Raw genomic sequence first — 21700 nt, 5'->3', positions numbered from 1 at the left:
GGGCTGCAAATTTGTTGGGAGTTTCGTTAATGGCAGTTGCCTCCGGTGCCTATAAGAAAGCCCTCGAGGGCGACCAGCAACCCAAGCAGGTGCTGGTCAAAATCGACCGGGTCACGAAGAAGTTCGACGAGACGATTGCCGTGGACGATGTGTCCCTGCAAATCAACAAGGGCGAGATTTTCGCCCTGCTCGGCGGTTCTGGTTCGGGTAAATCCACCTTGCTGCGCATGTTGGCCGGTTTCGAGCGGCCGACCGAGGGGCGTATCTTCCTCGATGGCGTGGACATCACCGAAATGCCGCCCTACGAGCGGCCGATCAACATGATGTTCCAGTCCTATGCACTGTTCCCGCACATGACCGTGGCGCAGAACATTGCCTTCGGCCTCAAGCAGGACAAGATCCCTGCGGCTGAAATCGATGCCCGCGTGGCCGAGATGCTCAAGCTGGTGCAGATGAGCCAATATGCCAAGCGCAAGCCGCATCAATTGTCCGGTGGTCAGCGTCAGCGTGTTGCCCTGGCCCGTTCCCTGGCCAAGCGTCCGAAGCTGCTGCTGCTCGACGAGCCCATGGGTGCACTGGACAAGAAACTGCGCTCGCAGATGCAGCTCGAGTTGGTGGAAATCATCGAGCGCGTCGGCGTGACCTGCGTCATGGTGACCCACGACCAGGAAGAGGCCATGACCATGGCCCAGCGCATCGCCATCATGCACCTGGGCTGGATCGCCCAGATCGGCAGCCCGATCGATATCTATGAAACCCCGACCAGCCGCCTGGTGTGCGAGTTCATCGGTAACGTCAACCTGTTCGATGGTGAAGTGGTCGAGGATGCCGAGGGCCATGCGCTGATCGCAAGCCCCGAGCTTGAGCGCAATATCTATGTCGGCCACGGCGTCAGCACGTCGGTGCAGGACAAGAAGATCACCTATGCGATCCGTCCGGAAAAACTGCTGGTCACCACCGAGCAGCCTGAGGGCCAGTACAACTGGTCGCGCGGCAAGGTTCACGATATCGCTTACCTGGGTGGCCACTCGGTCTTCTATGTCGAATTGCCCTGCGGCAAGCTGGTGCAATCCTTCGTGGCCAACGCCGAGCGCCGTGGTACGCGTCCTACCTGGGACGATCAGGTCTATGTGTGGTGGGAAGATGACAGCGGCGTGGTACTTCGCTCATGAAAATTCGAAAGCTCAAACGTGCCCTGGAACGAATAACGCCCGGCGGTCGCCAGTTTGTCATCGGCGTGCCGTTTCTCTGGCTGTTCCTGTTCTTCATGCTGCCGTTCTTCATCGTCCTGAAGATCAGCTTCGCCGAAGCCGACGTGGCCATTCCGCCATACACCGAGATCTACAACTTCGTTGAACAGAAAATCGAGTTGGTGCTCAACCTGGGCAACTACGCGATGCTGGGCGATGACGAACTGTATATTTCGGCGTATCTCGGTTCCCTGAGAATTGCCCTCTTCAGCACGATCCTGTGCCTTCTGGTCGGTTTCCCGATGGCCTATGCCATCTCCAAGGCCCGTCCGGAGCGCCAGACGGTCCTGCTGCTGCTGATCATGATGCCGACCTGGACGGCGATCCTGATTCGTGTGTACGCCTGGATGGGCATCCTCAGCAACAACGGCCTGCTCAATGCCTTCCTGTTGTGGCTGGGGCTGATCGATCAACCCTTGCAGATTCTCAACACGAACCTGGCGGTCTATATCGGCGTGGTGTATTCCTACCTGCCGTTCATGATCCTGCCGTTGTACGCCAACCTGGTCAAACACGACCAGAGCCTGCTCGAAGCCGCGTCGGACCTGGGCTCGAGCAACTTCAACAACTTCTGGAAAATCACCGTGCCGCTGGCCAAGAACGGCATCGTCGCCGGTTGCATGCTGGTGTTCATCCCGGTGGTGGGTGAGTTCGTTATCCCGGAACTGCTGGGTGGCCCGGAAACCTTGATGATCGGTAAGGTGTTGTGGCAAGAGTTCTTCAACAACCGCGACTGGCCGGTAGCCTCTGCCCTGGCGGTGGTGATGCTGGCGATCCTGATCGTGCCGATTCTGCTCTTCAACCGTAGTCAGGCCAAAGAGATGGAGGGCCGGGCATGAAGCGTTTTAAATTCTCCAGCCTGATGCTGGTGTTGGGCCTGTTGTTCATCTACCTGCCCATGCTGATCCTGGTCATCTATTCGTTCAACGCCTCCAAACTGGTGACGGTCTGGGGTGGCTGGTCGGTGAAGTGGTACATCGGCCTTGCCGATAACACTCAACTGATGAGCTCGGTGGTGCGCTCCCTGGAAATCGCCTGCTACACGGCCATTGCGGCTGTGGCGCTGGGCACGCTGGCCGCCTTCGTCCTGACCCGTGTGACCCGCTTCAAGGGGCGCACGCTGTTCGGTGGCCTGGTGACCGCGCCGCTGGTAATGCCCGAGGTGATCACCGGTCTGTCGCTGTTGCTGTTGTTCGTGGCCATGGCGCAGATGATCGGCTGGCCGCAGGAGCGGGGCATCGTGACCATCTGGATCGCTCACACCACGTTCTGCGCCGCCTATGTGGCGGTCGTGGTGTCGGCGCGCCTGCGTGAGCTGGACCTGTCCATCGAAGAGGCCGCCATGGATCTCGGTGCGCGGCCGTGGAAGGTGTTCTTCCTGATCACCATCCCGATGATCGCGCCGTCACTGGCAGCGGGTGGCATGATGTCCTTCGCCCTGTCGCTGGACGACCTGGTGTTGGCCAGCTTCGTTTCCGGTCCCGGCTCGACCACCTTGCCGATGGAAGTCTTCTCTGCCGTGCGCCTGGGCGTGAAGCCGGAAATCAACGCCGTGGCCAGCCTGATCCTGTTGGCGGTCTCGCTGGTGACTTTCCTGGTCTGGTTCTTCAGCCGTCAGGCCGAAGAGCGTCGTCGCCGTGCGATCCAGCAGGCCATCGAAGAAGGCGCTGCCGATTCGTGGAAGCAGCCGGATGCGCGTCGGGCTGCGGCACCGGTTTCGGTGTAAGGCTTCAGCCCCTCGTACCCTCGTCCCCACGCTCCGCGTGGGAATGCCTCTTGGGACGCTCCGCGTCCCGGGATGACGCTGGAGCGTCGGGCACTGCATTCCCACGCGGAGCGTGGGAACGAGGTTGACGAGGTTATGAGCCTGGCACCAACCTCAACGTGCTCACAGTCCCTCCCGCCACATCCTTCTCCTCCATCAGCACCTGCTGATACCCCCCCTCGATATACTCCTGTGCCTGATCCGCATAATGCCGGTCAAAGCGCACGCCACTCTGCCCCACCGGGTTGACGGTCAAGGCATGCGCCGGGTCGGCGAAGTCGATCAGCCGGCGTGTGGACGGCCCATAGGTCACAGGCCAGGGCGCCGGGCCGATTTTGGCTGACAGGTTGTTCGGCACTTCGTGGCTGCCCGGTGCGGCGAAGGGGCCGACGTTGAACAGTCGGTCCAGGGGCTTCTGCGTGCCCAGCGGGTGGTTGTGGGTGAGGGTGTGCGCCTTGCCCCATTGCCAGTCGGCAGGGTTGTTGCCCAGGGTTGTGCGCAAGTGCGCGATGCTGCTGTCCCAGGCGTGCTTGACCGCATCGGTGCGGCTGCCGTGGCTCGGTGAGCCGTGATCATCCCACCAGGGGGAGTCGGCATCCGCTGCCAGGCGTGGCAGGGCGGCATCGATCACGCGGGTCGAAAGCAGGGTGTCGAATAGCGCATCGCCGAGTTCATCCTGCATGGCCGAGCGGCTGAGTGCATAGAGCAACTGGTTGAACAGGGTGGCGCTTACCGAGTCCAGCGGGTAGTCGCCTTGCCAGGCGGCCAACTGTTCCAGTAGCGCTTTCTCGCCGGGCTCGACCACCACCTCACGCAACACAGGCAGCAGCGGTGCGAGGGTTCTTGGGCCATAAGCGGTTGTAGTTCCCAGTTGCAGCTGCCGACTGTTCTGCAGGTCCCACTTCACGCTGTCATCACCCAACTGTTTGTTGAGCTGCTGGCCACGATCGGCCAGGTTGTAGTAACCCGGGATTTCCATGGCCGTTGGGGACACTGGCTGGAAGTTGGCCGAGACAACGTAGCCGCGCGCGGGGTTTTCTTCCTGAGGGTTGGCGCTGAACGGGTAGAACCCGAGCTTGTCGGCATCAGCGGTGGTGCCGTCGAGAATGAACGCCGGGTTGACCCCGGCCGGGCGGATCGGCAATTGCGCAGCGGCCCACCAGCCGATATCGCCCGGGGCGTTGGCCCAGACCAGATTCAGGCCGGGGGCCTGGACCTTGGCGGCGGCGCTGCGCATTTTTTCGAGGCTGTCGGCGCGGTTGATCTGGTAGAAGCCATCGAGAATCGGGTTCTCGGTTTCCAGGAACGACCACCACATCGCGATCGGCGTGGTCCCGGCGTTAGGGCCGAGCACGTCATTAACGACCGGGCCGTGCGGTGTCCTGCGCAGCGTGACCGTGACCGGCTCGGCATTCTTCACGGCAATCTGCGTTTCGCTGCGGGTCATGTCAACCCACTGACCGTGGTACCAGACTTGTTCGGGGTTGTCGGGGTTGACCTTTTCGGCGATCAGGTCGATGTCGTCGTTCTGGAACATGGTCAGGCTCCAGCCGAAGTCCAGGTTATGCCCCAGCGACGCGAAGGGGTTGAGCGCCTGGTGATAGCCATACAGCTCGAAGCCTGGTGCCGATAACTGTGCTTCGTACCAGACTGCGGGAACGGCGAAGCGTATATGTGGATCGCCGGCCAGCAGCGGCTTGCCACTGTGCGTGCGGCTGCCGGCCACGGCCCAGGCATTGCTGCCTTCGAACTGTGGCAGGCCAGCCTCGACCATGGCCTGGTCGCTCAGGCGTGCGAGGCTGTTGAGGCTCTTCCAGTCATTTGCACTCAATGGCGGTGCCTTTTGCAGGACACCTTCAGGGTGCCAGTCGAGATCGAACACTTTCAGGTATTCAGGACCCAGTTGGTCGCGAATGTAGGTCAGCAGCGGCTCGGTGCGAAAGGCGGCGGCAAAGCTGTAGGCCATGTAACCGGCGACGCTGATGGTGTCTTCGGCGCTGAACGGTCGGCTGGGGATGCCCAGGACGTCGAACTCCAGCGGCCGGGGATGCGAGTCCTGCCAGGCGTTTACGCCTTCCAGATACGCTTGCAGCGCCTTCCAGGCCGGGGACTGCTTGTCCTGGCGATCAACCACGACTTTCGCTTGTTCGCGGATGCGCAGGCTGCGGAACAGCCGGTCGGTGTCGACCATCTTGGCGCCCAGCACTTCGGCCAGCTCGCCCCGGGCCAGGCGGCGCATGACCTCCATCTGGAACAGCCGGTCCTGGGCGTGTACGTAGCCCAGCGCGCGGTATAGATCGGCCTCGTTCTGCGCCTGGATATGCGGCACGCCGCGGGCGTCATAGCGCACGCTGACCGGTGACTGCAAATGCGCCACGGCGACTTCGCCGTCACGCACGGGCTGTTTGCTTTGCACATACCAGGTGCCACCGCCAACGGCCATGGCGGCTACGACGATGGCGAGAAGGGACAGCCGGCGTTTCATCGCAATTCCTTATTAGTGTGCCTGCCACGGACAATAGCAACCCACAGCCAGGGTGTGGGTTGCGTTTACCGGGCGGCCTTCGCTCAACGCCTGGAGGATCGGTTCGATAAAACTGTTCTTGGAGTTGCAGGTCGCCCCTTCGCTGTATGGCCCGAAGTAAGCCAGTTTTCCATTGCGATCCCAGATCGCCACGGCAGGGCTGGCGGGCAGGTGTTCCGAGCCGGGCAGGCCGGGCAAGGGCTTGAGCGCGCTGAGGTTGGCGGGCAGTTGGCCGCGCGTGCCGGGCTTTTGCACGGCATAGAACACCGCGCCTTGCGGGGCGAAATGCTCGATCAATTCCCCCAGGTGCTGCTGGTTGCCGACGTTGCATGGGCAGGCGGGGTCCCAGAAATGCACTAGCCGGATGGGGCCTGGTCCTGCCAGTTCGGCGGGCAGATTGAGCATGTCGCCGGAAAACAGCGCCGTCTGGTTGTCGAAGGGGCGGATGTAGCGGCCCTGGAACCAGTCGTAGGCCGCCCATAGCCCGGCAGCGCAAAGCAGGGCGCAGAGGCTGGCAATAATGGTCTTGCGGCGGTGCGGGGGCATGCTGGATCCATCCGAAACGGGGCGCCTAGCTTGCCATGCTTGCGCGGACAGATGAATATCAGAGGCCTGTCCCTTGAATTCGGCGCGTTGCGCCCTGGTTCGGAAGCCTCTATGTCTGCGATGTTTCAACCCGACGCCTTGCGTGCCAGCCTGCCGCCGTTGGCTGCCATGCAGCCGCTGTCGCAGCAGGGGCTGGCCTATCAGCGCTTTTACGGGTTGGACTTGGCTGAGCGCCAGGACAGGGCGCACAGCTGGCTGGGACGCTTCGAGGTGCCGGGGTTTACCCTGGTTGGCCAGGTCTGGCGCCCGCCGGCTCCTGTGGCGACGCTGTTTTTGCTGCACGGTTTCTATGATCACATGGGGCTGTATCGGCACGTGGTCGATTGGGCGTTGGCACGTGGTTTCGCGGTGATTTCCTGCGATTTGCCAGGCCATGGCCTGTCGAGCGGCGAGCGCGCCAGCATCGACGATTTTGCGCACTACCAGCACACGCTGGAGGCCCTGTTCAATGAAGCCAAAGCGCTGGATCTGCCACAACCCTGGCACTTGTTCGGGCAGAGTACGGGCGGCGCCATTGTGATCGACCATCTGCTGCACAAGGGCGCGGGCAGCCCGGCGCAGGGGCAGGTCGTCCTGCTGGCGCCGCTGGTCCGGCCGCGCGCCTGGTCCTGGTCCAAATTCAGCTACCGGCTGCTCAAGCCGTTCGTCAAAGGTATCGAGCGCCGTTTCAGCGAGAACACCAACGACCCGACCTTCCTGCCGTTTCTGCAGGCCGATCCGCTGCAGCCGCTACGCCTGCCGACCGCCTGGGTCGGGGCCTTGATCCGCTGGGTCAGTTACATCGAAGCAGCGCCGGCCAGTCTGCGGGCACCGTTGATCGTGCAAGGGCAAGCGGACATGACCGTGGATTGGCCGCACAACCTGAGCGTGCTCAAGCACAAGTTCGCAGGCCCGAAGGTCTTGCTGTTACCCGAAGCGCGGCATCACCTGGCCAATGAGCTGCCGGCGATCCGTACGCGTTATTTCGATTTCCTCGATCAGCACTTCGACTGAGCGTCAGTTGCCGGTCTGTTTCAGGCTGGAGGTGCTTTGGCCGACCGCGAGGCCGGCGCGAATGGCCGCCAGCGCCGCCTGATAGTAGGCCTTGCCGTCGGGAGACTCGGCGAAATTGGCGAACTCTTCCAGTTCCGCATCGGACAGGTCGCGGTAGACATACAGCAAGGTATTGTCCAGATCGTTGCCGATTTGCTCCATCAGGCGCTGGCGCTGGCCATCGAGCATGCCTTGGGCCTGGCCGCCGCCCAGCAGGCCCGGGAGCATCTGGCTGAGGCTGTCGGCGGCCACGCCGGCAATCGCCAGGCTGACCTCGGCACCGGCCTCGCGAGCAGGCAACGCCTTTGCCAGATGCCCGATCAGCAACGCGCGGGTGGCACTGGCTTCTATATGTGGCAAGCCCTGGGCATTTTTTGCCAGTTGATCACGCCGGGTTGCCAGCAGCTCGGCGGCAACGATCTTGCGCCCGAGCGGTGACTGGAAAAACTGCAAGGCCGGTGCCGGGTTCGCGAGGTTTTTGCGTAAATGCGCTTCGGCACGCTGATCCATTGCCTGGGGGGCGAAGCGTTGGCTGCTGTTGTCGACCAGCGCCTGGAAGACGGCCGGAGGCAGGCTATTGCGGTAGCGTTGCTGAGCTGCGTCGAGAGCATCGGTGAAATGCGCGCGTTGTTCTGGCCAGCCGGCGACCTTGTACAACTGGTCATGGCTGTCTGCCCAGGCCGGCAGGGTGCAGAACATCATCAGTACGAATAGCAAGCGGCGCATAGGGACTCCTGTCAGCAGACCGCTATTGTCCGTGGCAGGGCGGGGCTTTGTCGAGCAGCCAAGTGGCTCTGTCGGTTTGACGGGCGTATGGATACTATGCGCGGCATGCAAATATCTCCCGATCATCCACTGCTGTTACGTATTGTCGACGACCTGGCCACTCGCGGCTGGTCGCAACAGAATATCTTTCTTCCCGAATCCTTGACCCGGGAGCTTGCGGCCGAGTGCCGTAAACGTGCTGCCGAAGGTGAACTGGCGCCGGCGGCCGTCGGCCGCGGCCCTGCCCAGGAAATTCGCGAAGGCATCCGCGGTGACCATATCCAGTGGCTGGAACCTGGCCAGACCGACGCGTGCGATCGTTATCTGGACCTGATGGACAGCTTGCGCGAGGCCCTCAATCGCGGTTTGTTCCTGGGGTTGGAAGACTACGAAAGTCATTTCGCCCTGTATCCGCCGGGTGCATTCTATCGCAAGCATGTCGACCGCTTTCGTGACGACAACCGGCGCGTGGTCTCGGCGGTCGTCTACCTCAACCAGGCCTGGTTGCCCGAGCATGGCGGTGAGCTGCGCATGCACCTTGAAGAAGGCGTGCACCATGACGTGACGCCAACCGGTGGATGCCTGGTGGTGTTTCTTTCCGGAGAGGTCCCGCACGAGGTACTGCCCGCCAGCCGCGAGCGCCTGTCGTTGACGGGCTGGTTTCGCCGTCGAGGCAACGAGCCATTTTGAAATGCAGAAGATATTGGTGAGTGCTTGCCTGCTGGGCCATCCCGTACGTTATGACGGCAAGGGCGGCGGGCCTTTCGATCAGTTGGCGCTCTGGCAACAGGAGGGTCGACTGGTCGTGGTGTGCCCGGAAGTGGCGGGCGGTTTGCCGACGCCACGGCCACCGGCGGAGATTCCCGGTGGGCAGGGTGGTGATGTGCTCGATGGGCAGGTGCAGGTGCTGACCGTTGGCGGGGAAGACGTCAGCGCGGCATTTCTCGCCGGCGCCGAACTGGCCTTGCAGCTGGTACGCAAGCACGGCATCGGCATTGCAATACTCAAGTCTGGCAGCCCTTCCTGCGGTAATCGGCTGACCTATGATGGCACCTTCAGCGGGACCAAGGTCAGTGGCGAGGGTGTCACCACGGCGTTGCTGCGCCGCGAAGGGCTCCAGGTTTTCAGTGAGCTGGAGCTTCCCGCGGCGGCATTGGCGTTGGAAAAGCTGGAGGCTTAGGGCTTCTGCGGTTTGCTTGCAGCCGAGCCGAACCATTTTTCCGACAAGGCAGCCAGGCGACCATCGGCTTTCATGCGCTGCAGGGCTCTATCCACGGCACCGGCAAAGGCCGGATTACCTTTCTGGAAGGGAATGACCAGGCTCGGTTTCGGGCCTGCCACGATGTCTTCCTCGGCAGGCAATTTGCTGACAGTCGTTTCGGCCGGGACTACCTGCAATTTCTCCGCGAACTGACTGGGCTGGGCTGCGCTCAAGGACAGACCCTTCAGGTGTTCGGCGGTGTCGGGAGAGCGTTTTGCTTCCTTGTGGACTATCGCCTGGGCATTGAAATCACTGTAAGGCTCGCTGAAATCCACGAGGCTCTTGAGTTCGGGCGTCGCCGAGATATGGTTCAGGGCGATGTCGTACTTGCCGCTTTCAACCCCAGCCAGTAATTCGGCGGAGTCGGTCTCGATAAACGAGGCTTCGACGTCCAGTTCGCGCGCCAACATGCGTCCCAGCTCGATCTCGAAACCCGTCCATCTGTCGTCTTCCTTGAACGTGAACGGAGGAGAGTCGGCTTGTACGGCAATACGAAGCTCGCGCCGCTCATACACATCATCGGACAATTCGGCGTGAGCCAATGGGCTCAAGAGGGCTGCAAGCAGAATCCCTGTGGTAAAACGCATCTGCGCCCCTTTTTTTCATTAAAGTAAAAACGACTCCGCCCCGGCTTTTTCGTTTGTCGGGGTCGAACGTTGCTAGGACCACATTGCAGGATAGTTGTTAGCCGACCTTTTTAAATAATTTGTCAGGCTGGCAGATACCGCACATGTTTTGGATCAGTTCAACTATGGTAACGGTTTGTTCGAGATCAGTTTCGTAGGATATTTCTTAAATGGATCGAAGGAGAAGCGAATGAAGCGTCTAGTATCGCGTGTTGCCCTTGCTGGCCTATTGATGGGAATGTCCGTGTTGGCGGTGGCCGAGGGCCTGCAAAGCCAGGTAGCACCAGCGGGTGCCAAGGTGTTTATTGAGTCCCCGGCCGATGGTGCCACCGTAGACAAAACCTTTACCGTCAAATTCGGCATCGAGGGAATGAAGCTCGCGCCCGCTGCCGACGCCATTCCTGGCACAGGTCACCACCATCTGCTGGTAGATCTGGCCGATCAGCCCGAGAGCGACAAGCCGCTACCGGTAACCGATCATATCCTGCACTTCGGCAAGGCGCAGACCGAGACGACCCTGACCTTGGCCCCGGGCAAGCACACCTTGCAGCTGCTGTTAGGTGACCAGAATCATGTACCGTTCAAGCCTGCGGTGGAATCGCAGAAGATCACTGTCAACGTTCAGTAAATATTGGCGCACAAAAAAGGGAGGCCCGCGGGCCTCCCTTTTTCATGGAGCATCAATACTTAGAACAGTACACGGGAACGGATAGTGCCCTTGATGTGCTGCAGCTTTTCTTGCGCCAGGTCCGAGTACTCGGCATCGACGTCGATAACCACGTAGCCGACTTTCTCGTTGGTCTGCAGGAACTGACCGGAGATGTTGATGCTGTTTTCGGCGAAGACCTTGTTGATCTCGCTCAACACGCCCGGGATGTTCTCGTGGATGTGCAGCAGGCGGTGCTTGCCAGGGTGAGCTGGCAGGGCCACTTCCGGGAAGTTGACCGAAGACACCGAAGTACCGTTGTCGCTGTACTTGACCAGTTTTTCGGCAACTTCCAGGCCGATGTTGGCCTGTGCTTCTGCGGTCGAGCCACCGATGTGCGGGGTCAGGATCACGTTGTCCAGGCCACGCAGCGGGCTTTCGAACTCTTCGTCGTTCGAGCGCGGCTCGACCGGGAACACGTCGATGGCCGCGCCGATCAGGTGCTTGTCCTTGATGGCGTCGGCCAGGGCGTCCAGTTCGACCACGGTGCCACGTGCGGCGTTGATCAGGATGCCGCCCTTCTTGATGGCGCGAATTTCCTTCTCGCCGATCATCCACTGGGTCGCAGCGGTTTCCGGTACGTGCAGGGATACGATGTCGGACATGCCCAGCAGTTCGGTCAGGCTGCCCACCTGGGTGGCGTTGCCCAGTGGCAGCTTGGTGATGGTGTCATAGAAGAACACCTGCATGCCCAAGCCTTCAGCCAGTACCGACAATTGCGTACCGATCGAGCCATAACCGACGATACCCAGCTTTTTACCGCGGATTTCGAAGGAGTTGGCTGCGCTCTTGATCCAGCCGCCACGGTGGCAGGAAGCGTTCTTCTCGGGGATGCCGCGCAGCAACAGGATGGCTTCTGCCAGCACCAGCTCGGCAACCGAACGGGTGTTGGAGTAAGGCGCGTTGAACACTGCGATGCCGCGTTCGCGGGCAGCGGAGAGGTCGACCTGGTTGGTGCCGATGCAGAAACAGCCGACAGCGACCAGTTTCTTGGCACAGTCGAAAATTTCTTCGGTCAGCTGGGTGCGCGAACGGATGCCGATGAAGTGGGCGTCGGCGATCTTTTCCTTCAGCTCGGCTTCCGGCAGAGAACCGGTGAGGTACTCGATGCTGGTGTACCCGGCGGCCTTGAGGACGTCCACGGCGGATTGGTGGACGCCTTCGAGAAGAAGGAACTTGATCTTGCTCTTATCGAGGGAAGTCTTGCTCATCTGCGTAAACCTGTGTCCCGGAGAAAAAATGGCAGGAAGTGGAGCTTTCGCGGATCGGCCTGAAGCTCGATTAGCGGGGTGCGTATGCTAGCATATGCACCCCTTGATACGCCCATCCCTGGCACGTGAAGAGTGCTCAGGGTGACTATGAATTGTTCGAGAGTTCTCCTGATGACCAATCCTGCCCTGATTGATGAGCTGAAGACCCTGGTTGAGCCTGGCAAGGTGCTGACCGACGCCGCCTCCCTCGATGCTTACGGTAAGGATTGGACCAAGCATTTCGCGCCGGCACCGCTGGCGATCGTATTTCCGAAAACCACCGAGCAGGTCCAGGCCATCGTGCGCTGGGCCAACCAGCACAAGGTCGCACTGGTGCCATCGGGCGGTCGCACCGGCCTGTCTGCGGCAGCGGTCGCGGCCAACGGTGAAGTCGTGGTGGCCTTCGACTACATGAACCAGGTGCTGGAATTCAACGCCGTGGATCGCACTGCGGTTTGCCAGCCAGGCGTGGTCACCGAGCAATTGCAGAACCTGGCCGAAGAAAAGGGCCTGTACTACCCGGTTGACTTCGCTTCTGCTGGTTCCAGCCAGATTGGCGGCAACATCGGTACAAATGCCGGCGGGATCAAGGTTATTCGCTACGGCATGACTCGTAACTGGGTGGCCGGCATGAAGGTCGTGACCGGCAAGGGCGATCTGCTCGAATTGAACAAGGACCTGATCAAGAACGCCACCGGCTACGATCTGCGTCAGTTGTTCATTGGCGCCGAAGGCACCCTGGGCTTTGTTGTCGAAGCCACCATGCGCCTGGATCGTGCACCGAAGAACCTGACCGCCATGGTGCTGGGCACCAGCGATTTCGACTCGATCATGCCGGTACTGCACGCCTTCCAGAACAAGCTCGACCTGACTGCCTTCGAGTTTTTCTCCGACAAGGCCCTGGCCAAGGTATTGGCACGCGGCGACGTGCCGGCGCCTTTCGAAACCGATTGCCCGTTCTACGCCCTGCTGGAATTCGAAGCGACCACCGAAGAGGTGGCCAACGATGCCCTGGCGACCTTCGAGCACTGCGTGGAGCAGGGCTGGGTGGTCGATGGCGTGATGAGCCAGAGCGAGCAGCAGTTGCAGAACCTGTGGAAGTTGCGCGAGTACATCTCCGAAACCATCTCCCACTGGACCCCATACAAGAACGACATTTCGGTGACCGTGTCGAAAGTGCCGGCGTTCTTGAAGGATATCGATGCGATCGTCGGCAAACACTACCCGGACTTCGAAATCGTCTGGTTCGGCCATATCGGTGACGGCAACCTGCACCTGAACATCCTCAAGCCGGAAAACCTGAGCAAGGACGAGTTCTTTGCCAAGTGCGCCACGGTCAACAAATGGGTGTTCGAAACCGTCCAGAAATACAACGGCTCAATTTCGGCGGAACACGGCGTCGGTATGACCAAGCGCGATTACCTGACTTACAGCCGTTCGCCGGTTGAAATCGAGTACATGAAGGCAGTGAAGGCCGTGTTCGACCCGAACGGGATCATGAACCCGGGCAAAATCTTCGCCGTCGAGTGAATCGCTTCGCCCCAAGCATCAGCACTCAATAGATCCAGGAGTCGGGAATGAGCTATCAGCACCAGTATGTCGATGGAACGCGTATTCACTATCCTCTGGGAAAAGTGGTGTGTATTGGGCGCAACTACGCTGAACACGCAAAAGAGCTGAATAACCCGGTGCCGACCGAGCCCCTGCTGTTCATCAAGCCGGGTAGCTGCGTGGTGCCGTTGGAAGGTGGCTTCAAGATTCCGACCGAGCGTGGCTCGGTGCACTACGAAGCGGAAATCGCAGTGCTGCTGGGCAAGTCGCTGTCGACCCGCCCGAGCAAGGAAGAGGTCCTCGACGCCATTTCCGGTTATGCCCCGGCCCTGGACCTGACACTGCGCGATCTTCAGGCAAAGCTCAAGGAAAAGGGCCTGCCGTGGGAGTTGGCCAAGTCGTTCGATGGCGCTTGCGTGCTCGCACCCTTCGTCGCCTCGAGCACTTTCCCTGACACGACCAACATCGGTATTCGCCTGACCATTAATGGTGAGGTCCGCCAGGACGGCAACAGCGAGTTGATGCTCAACCCGATCGTGCCGATGATCCAGCACATGGCGGCGCAGTTCTCCCTGCAGGCCGGCGATGTGATCCTGACCGGCACCCCTGCCGGCGTCGGCCCGCTCAATCCGGGCGATGAGATGGTCCTGGAGCTGCCAGGCGCCAGTCGTTTCGAGAGTCGCGTGCTCTGATGTACCTGCCGCCGGCAGCGATCGGTGCCGGCGGTGCTTACACTCCAGAAGTATAAAAATTCAGGAAAATCATCGATGGCCACCCCCTCCCGTCCGGTCCAAAGCGCTTCGAGCCCTCGAAAGCGCCGCTTCGCAATGCGTTGGTATTCATGGTTGTTGCTGGTTGGCGCGGTTGGGTATGGCGTTGCTGCGGCCATGCACTGGGATGACCGTGGCCTGCTCTGGGTGCAGGAGCGCTTCGCGAGCATGCCCGAGCGAGAGGCGAGTATCTGGCTGCCCGATTATCGGGCCGATATCGATGCCAAGCTGCTGCCGGGGATGGAGCAGGACGAAGCCTCCGACCTTTCATACAACCCCCAAAGCAAGACCTTGTTCTCGGTAATGGGCAAGAATCCTTTCCTGGTCGAGCTGACCCTCGAGGGTAACGTGCTACGCAAGATACCGCTGGTCGGCTGGAGCAATCCCGAAGGCGTCGCGGTGCTGGATAACGGCAAGCTGGCGATCGTCGATGAGCGTGATCACAAGATCACCATCGTCACAGTGGCTGCCGATACCACGACACTGAATGTGGCCGATTTCCCTCAATTTGATCTCGGCCCCTCGAAGAACCAGAACAAAGCCTTCGAAGGTGTCGCCTGGGATCCGCACAACCAGCGTCTGCTGCTGGGTGAGGAGCGTCCGCCGGCATTGTTCACCTGGAAAAGCGACGGTAACGGGAAGCTGACGGGCGACAAGCAGCGTGTGGCGAATGAAGAGCTCGATATGCGCAACTTGTCGGCGTTGACCATCGATCAGCGCACGGGGCACACGCTGGCGCTTTCGGCCGATTCGCACATGCTGCTGGAGATTGATGAGGAGGGGGAGTACGTCAGCTTTATCAGCCTGCTGGGCGGATTCAATGGTTTGAAGAAGACCATTCCGCGGGCTGAAGGGGTGGCGATGGATGAGAAGGGGAATCTGTATATGGTCAGTGAGCCGAACCTGTTTTATCGGTTTCGTAAGCCTGAGTGAGATATACGGGCCTTAGGGCCTCATCGCGGGCAAGCCCGCTCCCACAGTATTTTATGTCAAACCAGATATCTGTGGATTGCAGTGCCCCTGTGGGAGCTGGCTTGCCAGCGATCGACCGCAAAGCGGTCGCCGCCCTGGCAAGCTCAGTTACGCAACGTCTTCACACCCTCAGCCGTCCCCAGCAACAGCAAATCCGCCGGACGCGCCGCAAACAAACCGTTCGTCACCACCCCAACGATCGCATTGATCTGGCTTTCCAGCTCCACCGGGTTGGTGATCTGCAGGTTATACACATCAAGGATGATATTGCCGTTATCGGTAATCACGCCTTCACGGTAAACCGGGTCGCCGCCCAGTTTCACCAACTGCCGAGCTACGTGACTGCGAGCCATCGGGATCACTTCCACGGGCAGCGGGAATGCGCCGAGCACAGGCACCAGCTTGCTGCCATCGGCGATGCAGATGAAAGTCTTGGCCACTGCTGCAACGATCTTTTCGCGGGTCAGGGCTGCGCCGCCGCCTTTGATCAATGCCAGGTGTTCGTTGCTTTCGTCGGCGCCGTCGACGTAGAACTCCAGATCGCTGACAGTGTTGAGTTCATAGACTGGAATCCCGTGACCCTTGAGGCGGGCAGCGGTGGCCTCAGAGCTGGCGACTGCGCCGTCGAAGGCGCCCTTGTGCTGGGCCAGGGCGTCGATGAAGCAGTTGGCGGTCGAACCGGTACCCACTCCGACGATGCTCTTGTCGTCGAGCTTGGGCAGAATGAAGTCGACCGCGGCCTGGGCGACGGCTTGTTTGAGTTGATCCTGGGTCATGCGGGCTCCGGAACGGGCAAGGAGAATCTGAAAGGCATCTAGTATAGCGGCAATGAGCGCCAAATCCTTGGCTTGCGGTGGTCGCCCGGCTCGGCGGTGAGTTAGACTCCGGGGTCTTGCCCCTTCCGCCAGTGATGCTTTCCCGATGCTCGAACAGTACGTCAAGAAGATCCTCACCTCGCGCGTTTACGACGTTGCCGTGGAAACCCCCTTGCAGGCCGCCGGCCAACTCTCCAAGCGCCTGAGCAACAACGTTCTGCTCAAGCGCGAAGACTTGCAGCCCGTGTTCTCCTTCAAGATTCGTGGCGCGTACAACAAGATGGCGCAGTTGAGCCCGGCGGAACTGGCGCGCGGCGTGGTCACGGCGTCGGCAGGCAATCACGCCCAGGGCGTGGCCCTGGCGGCCCGGGAACTGGGCATCAAGGCGACCATCGTCATGCCCAAGACCACGCCTGAAATCAAGGTCGAAGGCGTGCGCTCGCGCGGTGGCAAGGTCGTGCTGCACGGGGATTCCTTCCCGGAGGCGTTGGCCTATTCGCTCAAGCTGGTCGAAGAGAAGGGCTACGTCTATATCCACCCCTACGATGATCCTGACACCATCGCCGGGCAAGGCACCGTCGCGATGGAAATCCTCCGTCAGCATCCCGGGCAACTGGACGCGATCTTTGTGCCGGTCGGTGGCGGCGGCTTGATTGCGGGCATCGCAGCCTACGTGAAATACCTGCGTCCGGAGATCAAGGTCATTGGCGTCGAGCCCGATGACTCCAATTGCCTGCAAGCGGCCATGGCCGCCGGCGAGCGTGTGGTGCTGAGCCAGGTCGGGTTGTTTGCCGATGGCGTGGCGGTGGCCCAGATCGGCCAGCACACCTTCGACGTCTGCAAGGACTATGTCGACGAGGTCATTACCGTCAGCAGCGACGAGATCTGTGCGGCGATCAAGGATATCTACGACGACACCCGTTCGATCACCGAGCCTGCAGGCGCGCTGGGCGTGGCCGGGATCAAGAAATACGTGGAACTGACCGGTGCCACCGGGCAAACGCTGGTTGCCATCGATTCGGGCGCCAACGTCAACTTCGACCGTCTGCGCCATGTGGCCGAACGCGCCGAACTGGGCGAGGGCCGTGAGGCGATCATTGCCGTGACCATTCCGGAGAAGGCCGGCAGCTTCAAGGCCTTCTGCGAAGCCATCGGCAAACGCCAGCTGACTGAGTTCAATTACCGCTACCACACCGATCGTGAAGCGCACATTTTCGTGGGGGTGCAGACCCATCCCGAAAACGACCCGCGCAGCGCCCTGATCAGCAGCCTGACCGAACAGGGCTTCCCGGTACTGGACCTGACTGACAACGAACTGGCCAAGTTGCACATCCGTCATATGGTCGGCGGGCATGCGGTGCGAGTCAGCGATGAAGTGGTATTCCGCTTTGAGTTCCCGGAGCGTCCGGGGGCGTTGTTCAACTTCCTGCACAAACTGGGCGGGCGCTGGAATATTTCGATGTTCCACTACCGCAACCACGGCGCTGCCGATGGCCGCGTGGTGGCAGGCCTGCAAGTACCGGCCGATGAGCGCCACCTGGTGCCGGAGGCCCTGGCCGCGATCGGTTATCCGTATTGGGACGAGAGCGACAATCCGGCGTATCAGCTGTTCCTTGGCTGAGTGTCTACGCTGATGGGCAGGTTATAAGGAGATTGAACGATGGAAACGCTGACCTCCCTGAGAATTGCTCATATCGGAGCGACGGCACTGTTTCTGGTGGGGGCTCTGGGGCTGGCGATCTGGCTTTGGCGCACGCGTCGCAACGGTGACTCGACGGCCTACGCCCGCCTGTTGCAACGGCCGCGGGTGTTCGTCTGGTTGCTGATGGGGCTCGCGCTGGTGAGCATGCCGATCACGGGGTGGGAGATGGTACATCGGGTGGGCTGGCCGTTGGGGCAGACCTGGCTGTTGGCATCCAGTGTGCTCTACACCCTTGCGATGCTGGCGTGTTTCTGGCTGCTGGCGCGGCTCAACCGTCTGCGTGTCGCGCAGGCGGCGAGCAACTTGAAGTTCACTGCTGCGCTGGCGGTGTTCAGCTTTGCCTGCTTTATCGCCATCGCCGGATTGATGGGCGCCAAGCCGGTTTAAAGGTCAAGGCTCGTCGTCTCGTTCCCACGCTCTGCGTGGGAATGCATCTTGCGACGCTCTGCGTTGCGGCAGGTCGACGCGGGAGCGTCTGGCGCGGCATTCCCACGCGGAGCGTGGGAACGAGGGAATCGCGATATCAGTCGCGCAATGACATCACCCGCCAGCCACGCTTCTCGGCCTCGGCCCGCAGATTCGGATCCGGGTCCACGGCCACCGGGTGGGTCACCTGTTCCAGCAAGGGCAAATCGTTCATCGAGTCGCTATAGAAGTAGCTGTCCTCGAGATTGAACCCGTTCTCTTCCAGCCAGCGATTGATCCGCGTCACCTTGCCTTCCCGAAAACACGGTACATCGGTACTGCGCCCGGTGTAGCGGCCATCCAGCATTTCGCATTCGGTGGCCAGCAGGGTTTCCACGCCCAGTCGCTCGGCGATAGGCCCGGTCACGAAACGATTGGTGGCGGTGATGATCACTAGCTTGTCGCCGGCGGCCCGGTGCTTGTCCAGCAGTTCCAGGCCCTGGGGCAGCACGATCGGCTCGACACAGTCGCGCATGAAATCCCGGTGCCATTTATCCAGTTGCGCCATGTCGGTACGGCCGAGGATTGCCAGGCAGAAGTTCAGGTAATCGGTCAGGTCCAGCTTGCCCGCCAGGTAATGCTGATAGAACTCGTCGTTGCGAGCCTTGTATTCGACCGGGTCGAGAATGCCGCGTGCACAGAGATAATCGCCCCAGGCGTGGTCGCTATCGCCGCCAAGCAGTGTGTTGTCGAGATCGAATAAAGCCAGGCGCATGAAGTTGCTCGCTGAAAAACTGGAAAAGGCCCACAGAATACGGACTTTTCACATCAGTGCACATAAGGTATGAAGCCTCGTTGCTGCCTTCACGACCTTTGTGGAACAATGCGGGGACATGCGTTTGCGAGGTTGCTGCCGTGATCGACCCCGATGGTTTTCGCCCCAATGTCGGGATCATTCTGACGAATGATGCCGGACAGGTGCTATGGGCTCGGCGTATCAATCAAGATGCCTGGCAGTTTCCCCAGGGTGGTATCAACCCCCAGGAGACGCCGGAAGATGCCTTGTACCGTGAGCTGAATGAAGAAGTGGGCCTTGAACGGCAGGATGTTGAAATTCTTGCCTGCACTCGTGGCTGGTTGCGTTATCGTTTACCCCAACGCCTGGTCCGCACCCACAGCCAACCGCTGTGCATCGGCCAGAAACAGAAGTGGTTTCTCCTGCGCCTGGTTTCCAATGAGCAGCGGGTGCGGATGGATTTGACCGGTAAACCGGAATTCGATGGCTGGCGCTGGGTCAGCTATTGGTATCCGTTGGGCCAGGTGGTGACATTCAAGCGCGAGGTTTACCGCCGCGCTCTCAAAGAGCTTGCCCCGCGCCTGTTAGCGCGCGACTGACGACGGAGTTCGACCCCGAGCCATGCTCAATACGCTGCGCAAGATCGTCCAGGAAGTTAACTCCGCCAAGGATCTCAAGACGGCGTTGGGGATCATTGTGTTGCGCGTTAAAGAGGCCATGAGCAGCCAGGTCTGCTCGGTCTATCTGCTCGACCCCGAAACCAATCGTTTCGTCCTGATGGCCACCGAGGGCTTGAACAAGCGCTCGATCGGCAAGGTCAGCATGGCCCCCAATGAAGGTTTGGTGGGTCTGGTCGGTACCCGCGAAGAGCCGCTGAACCTCGAGAACGCCGCCGATCACCCGCGCTATCGCTACTTTGCCGAGACCGGTGAAGAGCGCTACGCCTCTTTCCTGGGCGCACCGATCATCCACCACCGTCGCGTGGTCGGCGTGTTGGTTATCCAGCAAAAGGAGCGGCGCCAGTTCGACGAGGGCGAAGAAGCCTTCCTGGTGACCATGAGCGCCCAATTGGCCGGGGTTATCGCCCATGCCGAGGCGACAGGTTCCATTCGTGGCCTGGGGCGCCAGGGCAAGGGCATCCAGGAAGCCAAGTTTGTCGGCGTACCGGGATCGCCCGGTGCGGCCGTCGGTACGGCTGTGGTGATGCTGCCTCCGGCCGACCTGGACGTAGTGCCGGACAAGGCCGTCACTGACATCGACGCCGAACTTCAGTTATTCAATACCGCCCTTGAAGGCGTGCGCAGTGACATGCGCAACCTCTCGGCCAAGCTGGCCACCCAGCTGCGGCCTGAAGAGCGTGCGTTGTTCGATGTTTACCTGATGATGCTCGACGATGCCGCCCTGGGCGGCGAAGTGACCAAGGTGATCCAGACCGGCCAGTGGGCCCAGGGCTCCTTGCGCCAGGTCGTCACCGAGCACGTCAACCGCTTCGAGCTGATGGACGACGCCTATCTGCGCGAGCGCGCGTCGGACGTGAAGGACCTCGGTCGTCGCCTTCTGGCCTACCTGCAGGAGGCACGCCAGCAATCGCTGGTCTACCCCGACAATACCATTCTGATCAGCGAGGAACTGACGCCGGCGATGCTCGGCGAGGTGCCCGAAGGCAAGCTGGCCGGCCTGGTCTCGGTACTCGGTTCGGGTAACTCCCACGTTGCGATCCTGGCCCGGGCCATGGGCATTCCGACGGTGATGGGCCTGGTCGACCTGCCGTATTCCAAGGTCGACGGCATCAAGATGATCGTCGATGGCTATCACGGCGAGGTGTATACCAACCCCAGCGATATCCTCAGCAAGCAATTTGCCGATGTGGTCGAAGAGGAGCGCCAGTTGGCCCAGGGGCTCGATGCCCTGCGCGAACTGCCCTGCGTGACCCTCGATGGCCATCGCATGCCGCTGTGGGTCAACACCGGCCTGCTCGCCGATGTGGCGCGTGCCCAGCAGCGCGGCGCCGAGGGCGTGGGACTGTACCGCACCGAAGTACCGTTCATGATCAACCAGCGCTTCCCCAGCGAGAAGGAGCAGCTGGCGATCTACCGCGAGCAGCTGGCGGCGTTCCACCCCTTGCCGGTGACCATGCGCAGCCTGGACATCGGCGGTGACAAGGCCCTGTCCTATTTCCCGATCAAGGAAGACAACCCGTTCCTGGGTTGGCGCGGCATCCGCGTGACCCTCGATCATCCGGAAATCTTCCTGGTACAGACCCGGGCCATGCTCAAGGCCAGCGAGGGGCTGAACAACCTGCGCATCCTGCTGCCGATGATTTCCGGCATCCACGAGCTCGAAGAGGCCCTGCATCTGATTCACCGTGCCTGGGGCGAAGTGCGCGATGAAGGCACCGATGTGCCGATGCCTCCGGTCGGGGTGATGATCGAGATTCCGGCGGCGGTTTATCAGACCAAGGAACTGGCGCGGCAGGTCGACTTCCTGTCGGTCGGCTCCAACGACCTGACCCAATACCTGCTGGCCGTAGACCGCAACAACCCGCGGGTGGCCGATCTGTACGACTACATGCACCCTGCCGTGCTGCAGGCCTTGCAGACGGTGGTAAGAGACGCTCATGCAGAAGGCAAGCCTGTGAGTATCTGCGGCGAAATGGCCGGCGACCCGGCGGCTGCCGTGCTGTTGATGGCGATGGGCTTCGACAGCCTGTCGATGAACGCCACCAACTTGCCGAAAGTGAAGTGGATGCTGCGCCAGATCAGCATGGGCAAGGCCAAGGAACTGTTGGCGCAATTGATGACCATCGACAACCCGCAGGTTATCCACAGTTCGCTGCAATTGGCGTTGAAGAACCTCGGGTTGGCGCGGATGATCAATCCGGCGGCGCCGAAGACCTTGTAAAGG

21 protein-coding genes are annotated in these 21700 nt (G+C 60.9%); 14 read left to right on the top strand and 7 right to left on the bottom strand.

What is annotated here, in order from left to right:
- Positions 1-29: 29 nt before the first annotated feature.
- From potA to F2S13_RS01440, 3 genes are read left to right on the top strand one after another with little or no spacing between them, the layout of a single operon-like run.
- Positions 30-1172, top strand: coding sequence for a polyamine ABC transporter ATP-binding protein (gene potA, locus F2S13_RS01450; protein WP_166358284.1), 1143 nt, complete (start codon positions 30-32; stop codon positions 1170-1172).
- Positions 1169-2089: an ABC transporter permease subunit gene (locus tag F2S13_RS01445; protein WP_166358282.1), complete on the top strand. Its 921-nt coding sequence runs from the start codon at positions 1169-1171 to the stop codon at positions 2087-2089. Before potA ends, F2S13_RS01445 begins: the two co-directional genes overlap by 4 nt.
- Positions 2086-2976: an ABC transporter permease subunit gene (locus tag F2S13_RS01440; RefSeq protein ID WP_166358280.1), complete on the top strand. Its 891-nt coding sequence runs from the start codon at positions 2086-2088 to the stop codon at positions 2974-2976. The genes F2S13_RS01445 and F2S13_RS01440 overlap by 4 nt, the downstream gene beginning before the upstream one ends.
- A gap of 133 nt (positions 2977-3109) precedes the next feature.
- Here the strand turns inward: F2S13_RS01440 and F2S13_RS01435 are convergent, their stop codons facing one another.
- Together F2S13_RS01435 and F2S13_RS01430 are read right to left on the bottom strand one after the other, a co-directional pair.
- A complete protein-coding gene (locus F2S13_RS01435; RefSeq protein WP_166358278.1) occupies positions 3110-5500 on the bottom strand; it encodes a penicillin acylase family protein in 2391 nt (796 codons plus the stop codon).
- A 12-nt stretch (positions 5501-5512) separates the two neighbouring features.
- On the bottom strand, positions 5513-6085 hold the full coding sequence (locus F2S13_RS01430) for a DUF6436 domain-containing protein (RefSeq protein WP_166358276.1): 573 nt from the start codon (positions 6083-6085) through the stop codon (positions 5513-5515).
- A gap of 111 nt (positions 6086-6196) precedes the next feature.
- On the opposite strand from F2S13_RS01430, the gene bipL reads away from it, so the two are divergent.
- Positions 6197-7138, top strand: coding sequence for a phospholipase BipL (bipL, locus tag F2S13_RS01425; RefSeq protein ID WP_166358274.1), 942 nt, complete (start codon positions 6197-6199; stop codon positions 7136-7138).
- A gap of 3 nt (positions 7139-7141) precedes the next feature.
- On the opposite strand, the gene F2S13_RS01420 is transcribed toward bipL, so the two are convergent.
- Positions 7142-7903, bottom strand: a complete 762-nt coding sequence (locus tag F2S13_RS01420) for a DUF2059 domain-containing protein (protein WP_166358272.1) — start codon at positions 7901-7903, stop codon at positions 7142-7144.
- Between the two features lie 96 nt (positions 7904-7999).
- Here F2S13_RS01420 and F2S13_RS01415 point away from each other — a divergent pair, with 96 nt between their 5' ends.
- The gene (locus F2S13_RS01415; protein WP_166358474.1) at positions 8000-8632 is read left to right on the top strand and encodes a 2OG-Fe(II) oxygenase; all 633 of its coding nucleotides are present in this window, start codon (positions 8000-8002) and stop codon (positions 8630-8632) included.
- Between the two features lies 1 nt (position 8633).
- A complete protein-coding gene (locus F2S13_RS01410; protein WP_166358270.1) occupies positions 8634-9122 on the top strand; it encodes a 2-thiouracil desulfurase family protein in 489 nt (162 codons plus the stop codon).
- Here F2S13_RS01410 and F2S13_RS01405 read toward each other — a convergent pair.
- Positions 9119-9790: a transporter substrate-binding domain-containing protein gene (locus F2S13_RS01405; RefSeq protein WP_166358268.1), complete on the bottom strand. Its 672-nt coding sequence runs from the start codon at positions 9788-9790 to the stop codon at positions 9119-9121. The genes F2S13_RS01410 and F2S13_RS01405 overlap by 4 nt on opposite strands.
- Before the next feature lie 229 nt (positions 9791-10019).
- On the opposite strand from F2S13_RS01405, the gene F2S13_RS01400 reads away from it, so the two are divergent.
- Complete coding sequence (locus F2S13_RS01400; protein WP_166358266.1) at positions 10020-10457, top strand: DUF4399 domain-containing protein; 438 nt, start codon at positions 10020-10022, stop codon at positions 10455-10457.
- Between the two features lie 59 nt (positions 10458-10516).
- On the opposite strand, the gene serA is transcribed toward F2S13_RS01400, so the two are convergent.
- Positions 10517-11746 (bottom strand): phosphoglycerate dehydrogenase, encoded by a 1230-nt coding sequence (gene serA, locus F2S13_RS01395; protein ID WP_166358264.1) that lies wholly within the window; start codon positions 11744-11746, stop codon positions 10517-10519.
- Positions 11747-11917: 171 nt separating this feature from the next.
- Here serA and F2S13_RS01390 point away from each other — a divergent pair, with 171 nt between their 5' ends.
- The 3 genes from F2S13_RS01390 to F2S13_RS01380 all read left to right on the top strand — a co-directional run bounded on the left by F2S13_RS01390 (position 11918) and on the right by F2S13_RS01380 (position 15039).
- Positions 11918-13315 (top strand): FAD-binding oxidoreductase, encoded by a 1398-nt coding sequence (locus F2S13_RS01390; protein ID WP_166358262.1) that lies wholly within the window; start codon positions 11918-11920, stop codon positions 13313-13315.
- Positions 13316-13362: 47 nt separating this feature from the next.
- A complete protein-coding gene (locus tag F2S13_RS01385) occupies positions 13363-14028 on the top strand; it encodes a fumarylacetoacetate hydrolase family protein (protein ID WP_166358260.1) in 666 nt (221 codons plus the stop codon).
- A 75-nt stretch (positions 14029-14103) separates the two neighbouring features.
- Entirely contained in the window at positions 14104-15039 is a 936-nt protein-coding gene (locus tag F2S13_RS01380) for an SdiA-regulated domain-containing protein (RefSeq protein WP_166358258.1), read from the top strand.
- 143 nt (positions 15040-15182) lie between these two features.
- Here the strand turns inward: F2S13_RS01380 and rpiA are convergent, their stop codons facing one another.
- Positions 15183-15854 carry a ribose-5-phosphate isomerase RpiA gene (rpiA, locus tag F2S13_RS01375; RefSeq protein WP_166358256.1) on the bottom strand — a complete coding sequence of 224 codons (672 nt, stop codon included), beginning with the start codon at positions 15852-15854 and terminating at the stop codon, positions 15183-15185.
- A gap of 145 nt (positions 15855-15999) precedes the next feature.
- Here rpiA and ilvA point away from each other — a divergent pair, with 145 nt between their 5' ends.
- Together ilvA and F2S13_RS01365 are read left to right on the top strand one after the other, a co-directional pair.
- Complete coding sequence (gene ilvA / locus F2S13_RS01370; RefSeq protein ID WP_166358254.1) at positions 16000-17514, top strand: threonine ammonia-lyase, biosynthetic; 1515 nt, start codon at positions 16000-16002, stop codon at positions 17512-17514.
- Positions 17515-17553: 39 nt separating this feature from the next.
- Entirely contained in the window at positions 17554-17982 is a 429-nt protein-coding gene (locus F2S13_RS01365; RefSeq protein ID WP_166358252.1) for a DUF2269 domain-containing protein, read from the top strand.
- 136 nt (positions 17983-18118) lie between these two features.
- Here the strand turns inward: F2S13_RS01365 and F2S13_RS01360 are convergent, their stop codons facing one another.
- Complete coding sequence (locus tag F2S13_RS01360; RefSeq protein ID WP_166358250.1) at positions 18119-18775, bottom strand: histidinol-phosphatase; 657 nt, start codon at positions 18773-18775, stop codon at positions 18119-18121.
- A gap of 140 nt (positions 18776-18915) precedes the next feature.
- On the opposite strand from F2S13_RS01360, the gene F2S13_RS01355 reads away from it, so the two are divergent.
- Both F2S13_RS01355 and ptsP read left to right on the top strand, forming a co-directional pair.
- Positions 18916-19395 carry an RNA pyrophosphohydrolase gene (locus F2S13_RS01355; RefSeq protein ID WP_166358248.1) on the top strand — a complete coding sequence of 160 codons (480 nt, stop codon included), beginning with the start codon at positions 18916-18918 and terminating at the stop codon, positions 19393-19395.
- A gap of 22 nt (positions 19396-19417) precedes the next feature.
- On the top strand, positions 19418-21697 hold the full coding sequence (gene ptsP / locus F2S13_RS01350; RefSeq protein WP_166358246.1) for a phosphoenolpyruvate--protein phosphotransferase: 2280 nt from the start codon (positions 19418-19420) through the stop codon (positions 21695-21697).
- The last annotated feature ends 3 nt before the right edge of the window (positions 21698-21700 follow it).

It is taken from the genome of Pseudomonas akapageensis (genome assembly GCF_011355085.1).
Classification (GTDB): domain Bacteria; phylum Pseudomonadota; class Gammaproteobacteria; order Pseudomonadales; family Pseudomonadaceae; genus Aquipseudomonas; species Aquipseudomonas akapageensis.
The sequence above is the reverse complement of the archived record's forward strand: the minus strand, read 5'-3'. Positions and strand labels throughout refer to the sequence as shown.

Excerpts from the sequence above, each read along its gene's own strand:
- F2S13_RS01445 (WP_166358282.1), top strand. The coding sequence starts at position 1,169 with ATGAAAATTCGAAAGCTCAAACGTGCCCTGGAACGAATAACGCCCGGC.
- F2S13_RS01385 (WP_166358260.1), top strand. The coding sequence starts at position 13,363 with ATGAGCTATCAGCACCAGTATGTCGATGGAACGCGTATTCACTATCCT.
- F2S13_RS01410 (WP_166358270.1), top strand. The coding sequence starts at position 8,634 with ATGCAGAAGATATTGGTGAGTGCTTGCCTGCTGGGCCATCCCGTACGT.
- F2S13_RS01440 (WP_166358280.1), top strand. The coding sequence starts at position 2,086 with ATGAAGCGTTTTAAATTCTCCAGCCTGATGCTGGTGTTGGGCCTGTTG.
- F2S13_RS01430 (WP_166358276.1), bottom strand. The coding sequence starts at position 6,085 with ATGCCCCCGCACCGCCGCAAGACCATTATTGCCAGCCTCTGCGCCCTG.
- F2S13_RS01415 (WP_166358474.1), top strand. The coding sequence starts at position 8,000 with ATGCGCGGCATGCAAATATCTCCCGATCATCCACTGCTGTTACGTATT.
- F2S13_RS01400 (WP_166358266.1), top strand. The coding sequence starts at position 10,020 with ATGAAGCGTCTAGTATCGCGTGTTGCCCTTGCTGGCCTATTGATGGGA.
- F2S13_RS01360 (WP_166358250.1), bottom strand. The coding sequence starts at position 18,775 with ATGCGCCTGGCTTTATTCGATCTCGACAACACACTGCTTGGCGGCGAT.
- F2S13_RS01435 (WP_166358278.1), bottom strand. The coding sequence starts at position 5,500 with ATGAAACGCCGGCTGTCCCTTCTCGCCATCGTCGTAGCCGCCATGGCC.
- ptsP (WP_166358246.1), top strand. The coding sequence starts at position 19,418 with ATGCTCAATACGCTGCGCAAGATCGTCCAGGAAGTTAACTCCGCCAAG.
- F2S13_RS01380 (WP_166358258.1), top strand. The coding sequence starts at position 14,104 with ATGGCCACCCCCTCCCGTCCGGTCCAAAGCGCTTCGAGCCCTCGAAAG.
- F2S13_RS01420 (WP_166358272.1), bottom strand. The coding sequence starts at position 7,903 with ATGCGCCGCTTGCTATTCGTACTGATGATGTTCTGCACCCTGCCGGCC.
- potA (WP_166358284.1), top strand. The coding sequence starts at position 30 with ATGGCAGTTGCCTCCGGTGCCTATAAGAAAGCCCTCGAGGGCGACCAG.
- ilvA (WP_166358254.1), top strand. The coding sequence starts at position 16,000 with ATGCTCGAACAGTACGTCAAGAAGATCCTCACCTCGCGCGTTTACGAC.
- bipL (WP_166358274.1), top strand. The coding sequence starts at position 6,197 with ATGTCTGCGATGTTTCAACCCGACGCCTTGCGTGCCAGCCTGCCGCCG.
- rpiA (WP_166358256.1), bottom strand. The coding sequence starts at position 15,854 with ATGACCCAGGATCAACTCAAACAAGCCGTCGCCCAGGCCGCGGTCGAC.
- F2S13_RS01405 (WP_166358268.1), bottom strand. The coding sequence starts at position 9,790 with ATGCGTTTTACCACAGGGATTCTGCTTGCAGCCCTCTTGAGCCCATTG.
- F2S13_RS01365 (WP_166358252.1), top strand. The coding sequence starts at position 17,554 with ATGGAAACGCTGACCTCCCTGAGAATTGCTCATATCGGAGCGACGGCA.
- F2S13_RS01390 (WP_166358262.1), top strand. The coding sequence starts at position 11,918 with ATGACCAATCCTGCCCTGATTGATGAGCTGAAGACCCTGGTTGAGCCT.
- serA (WP_166358264.1), bottom strand. The coding sequence starts at position 11,746 with ATGAGCAAGACTTCCCTCGATAAGAGCAAGATCAAGTTCCTTCTTCTC.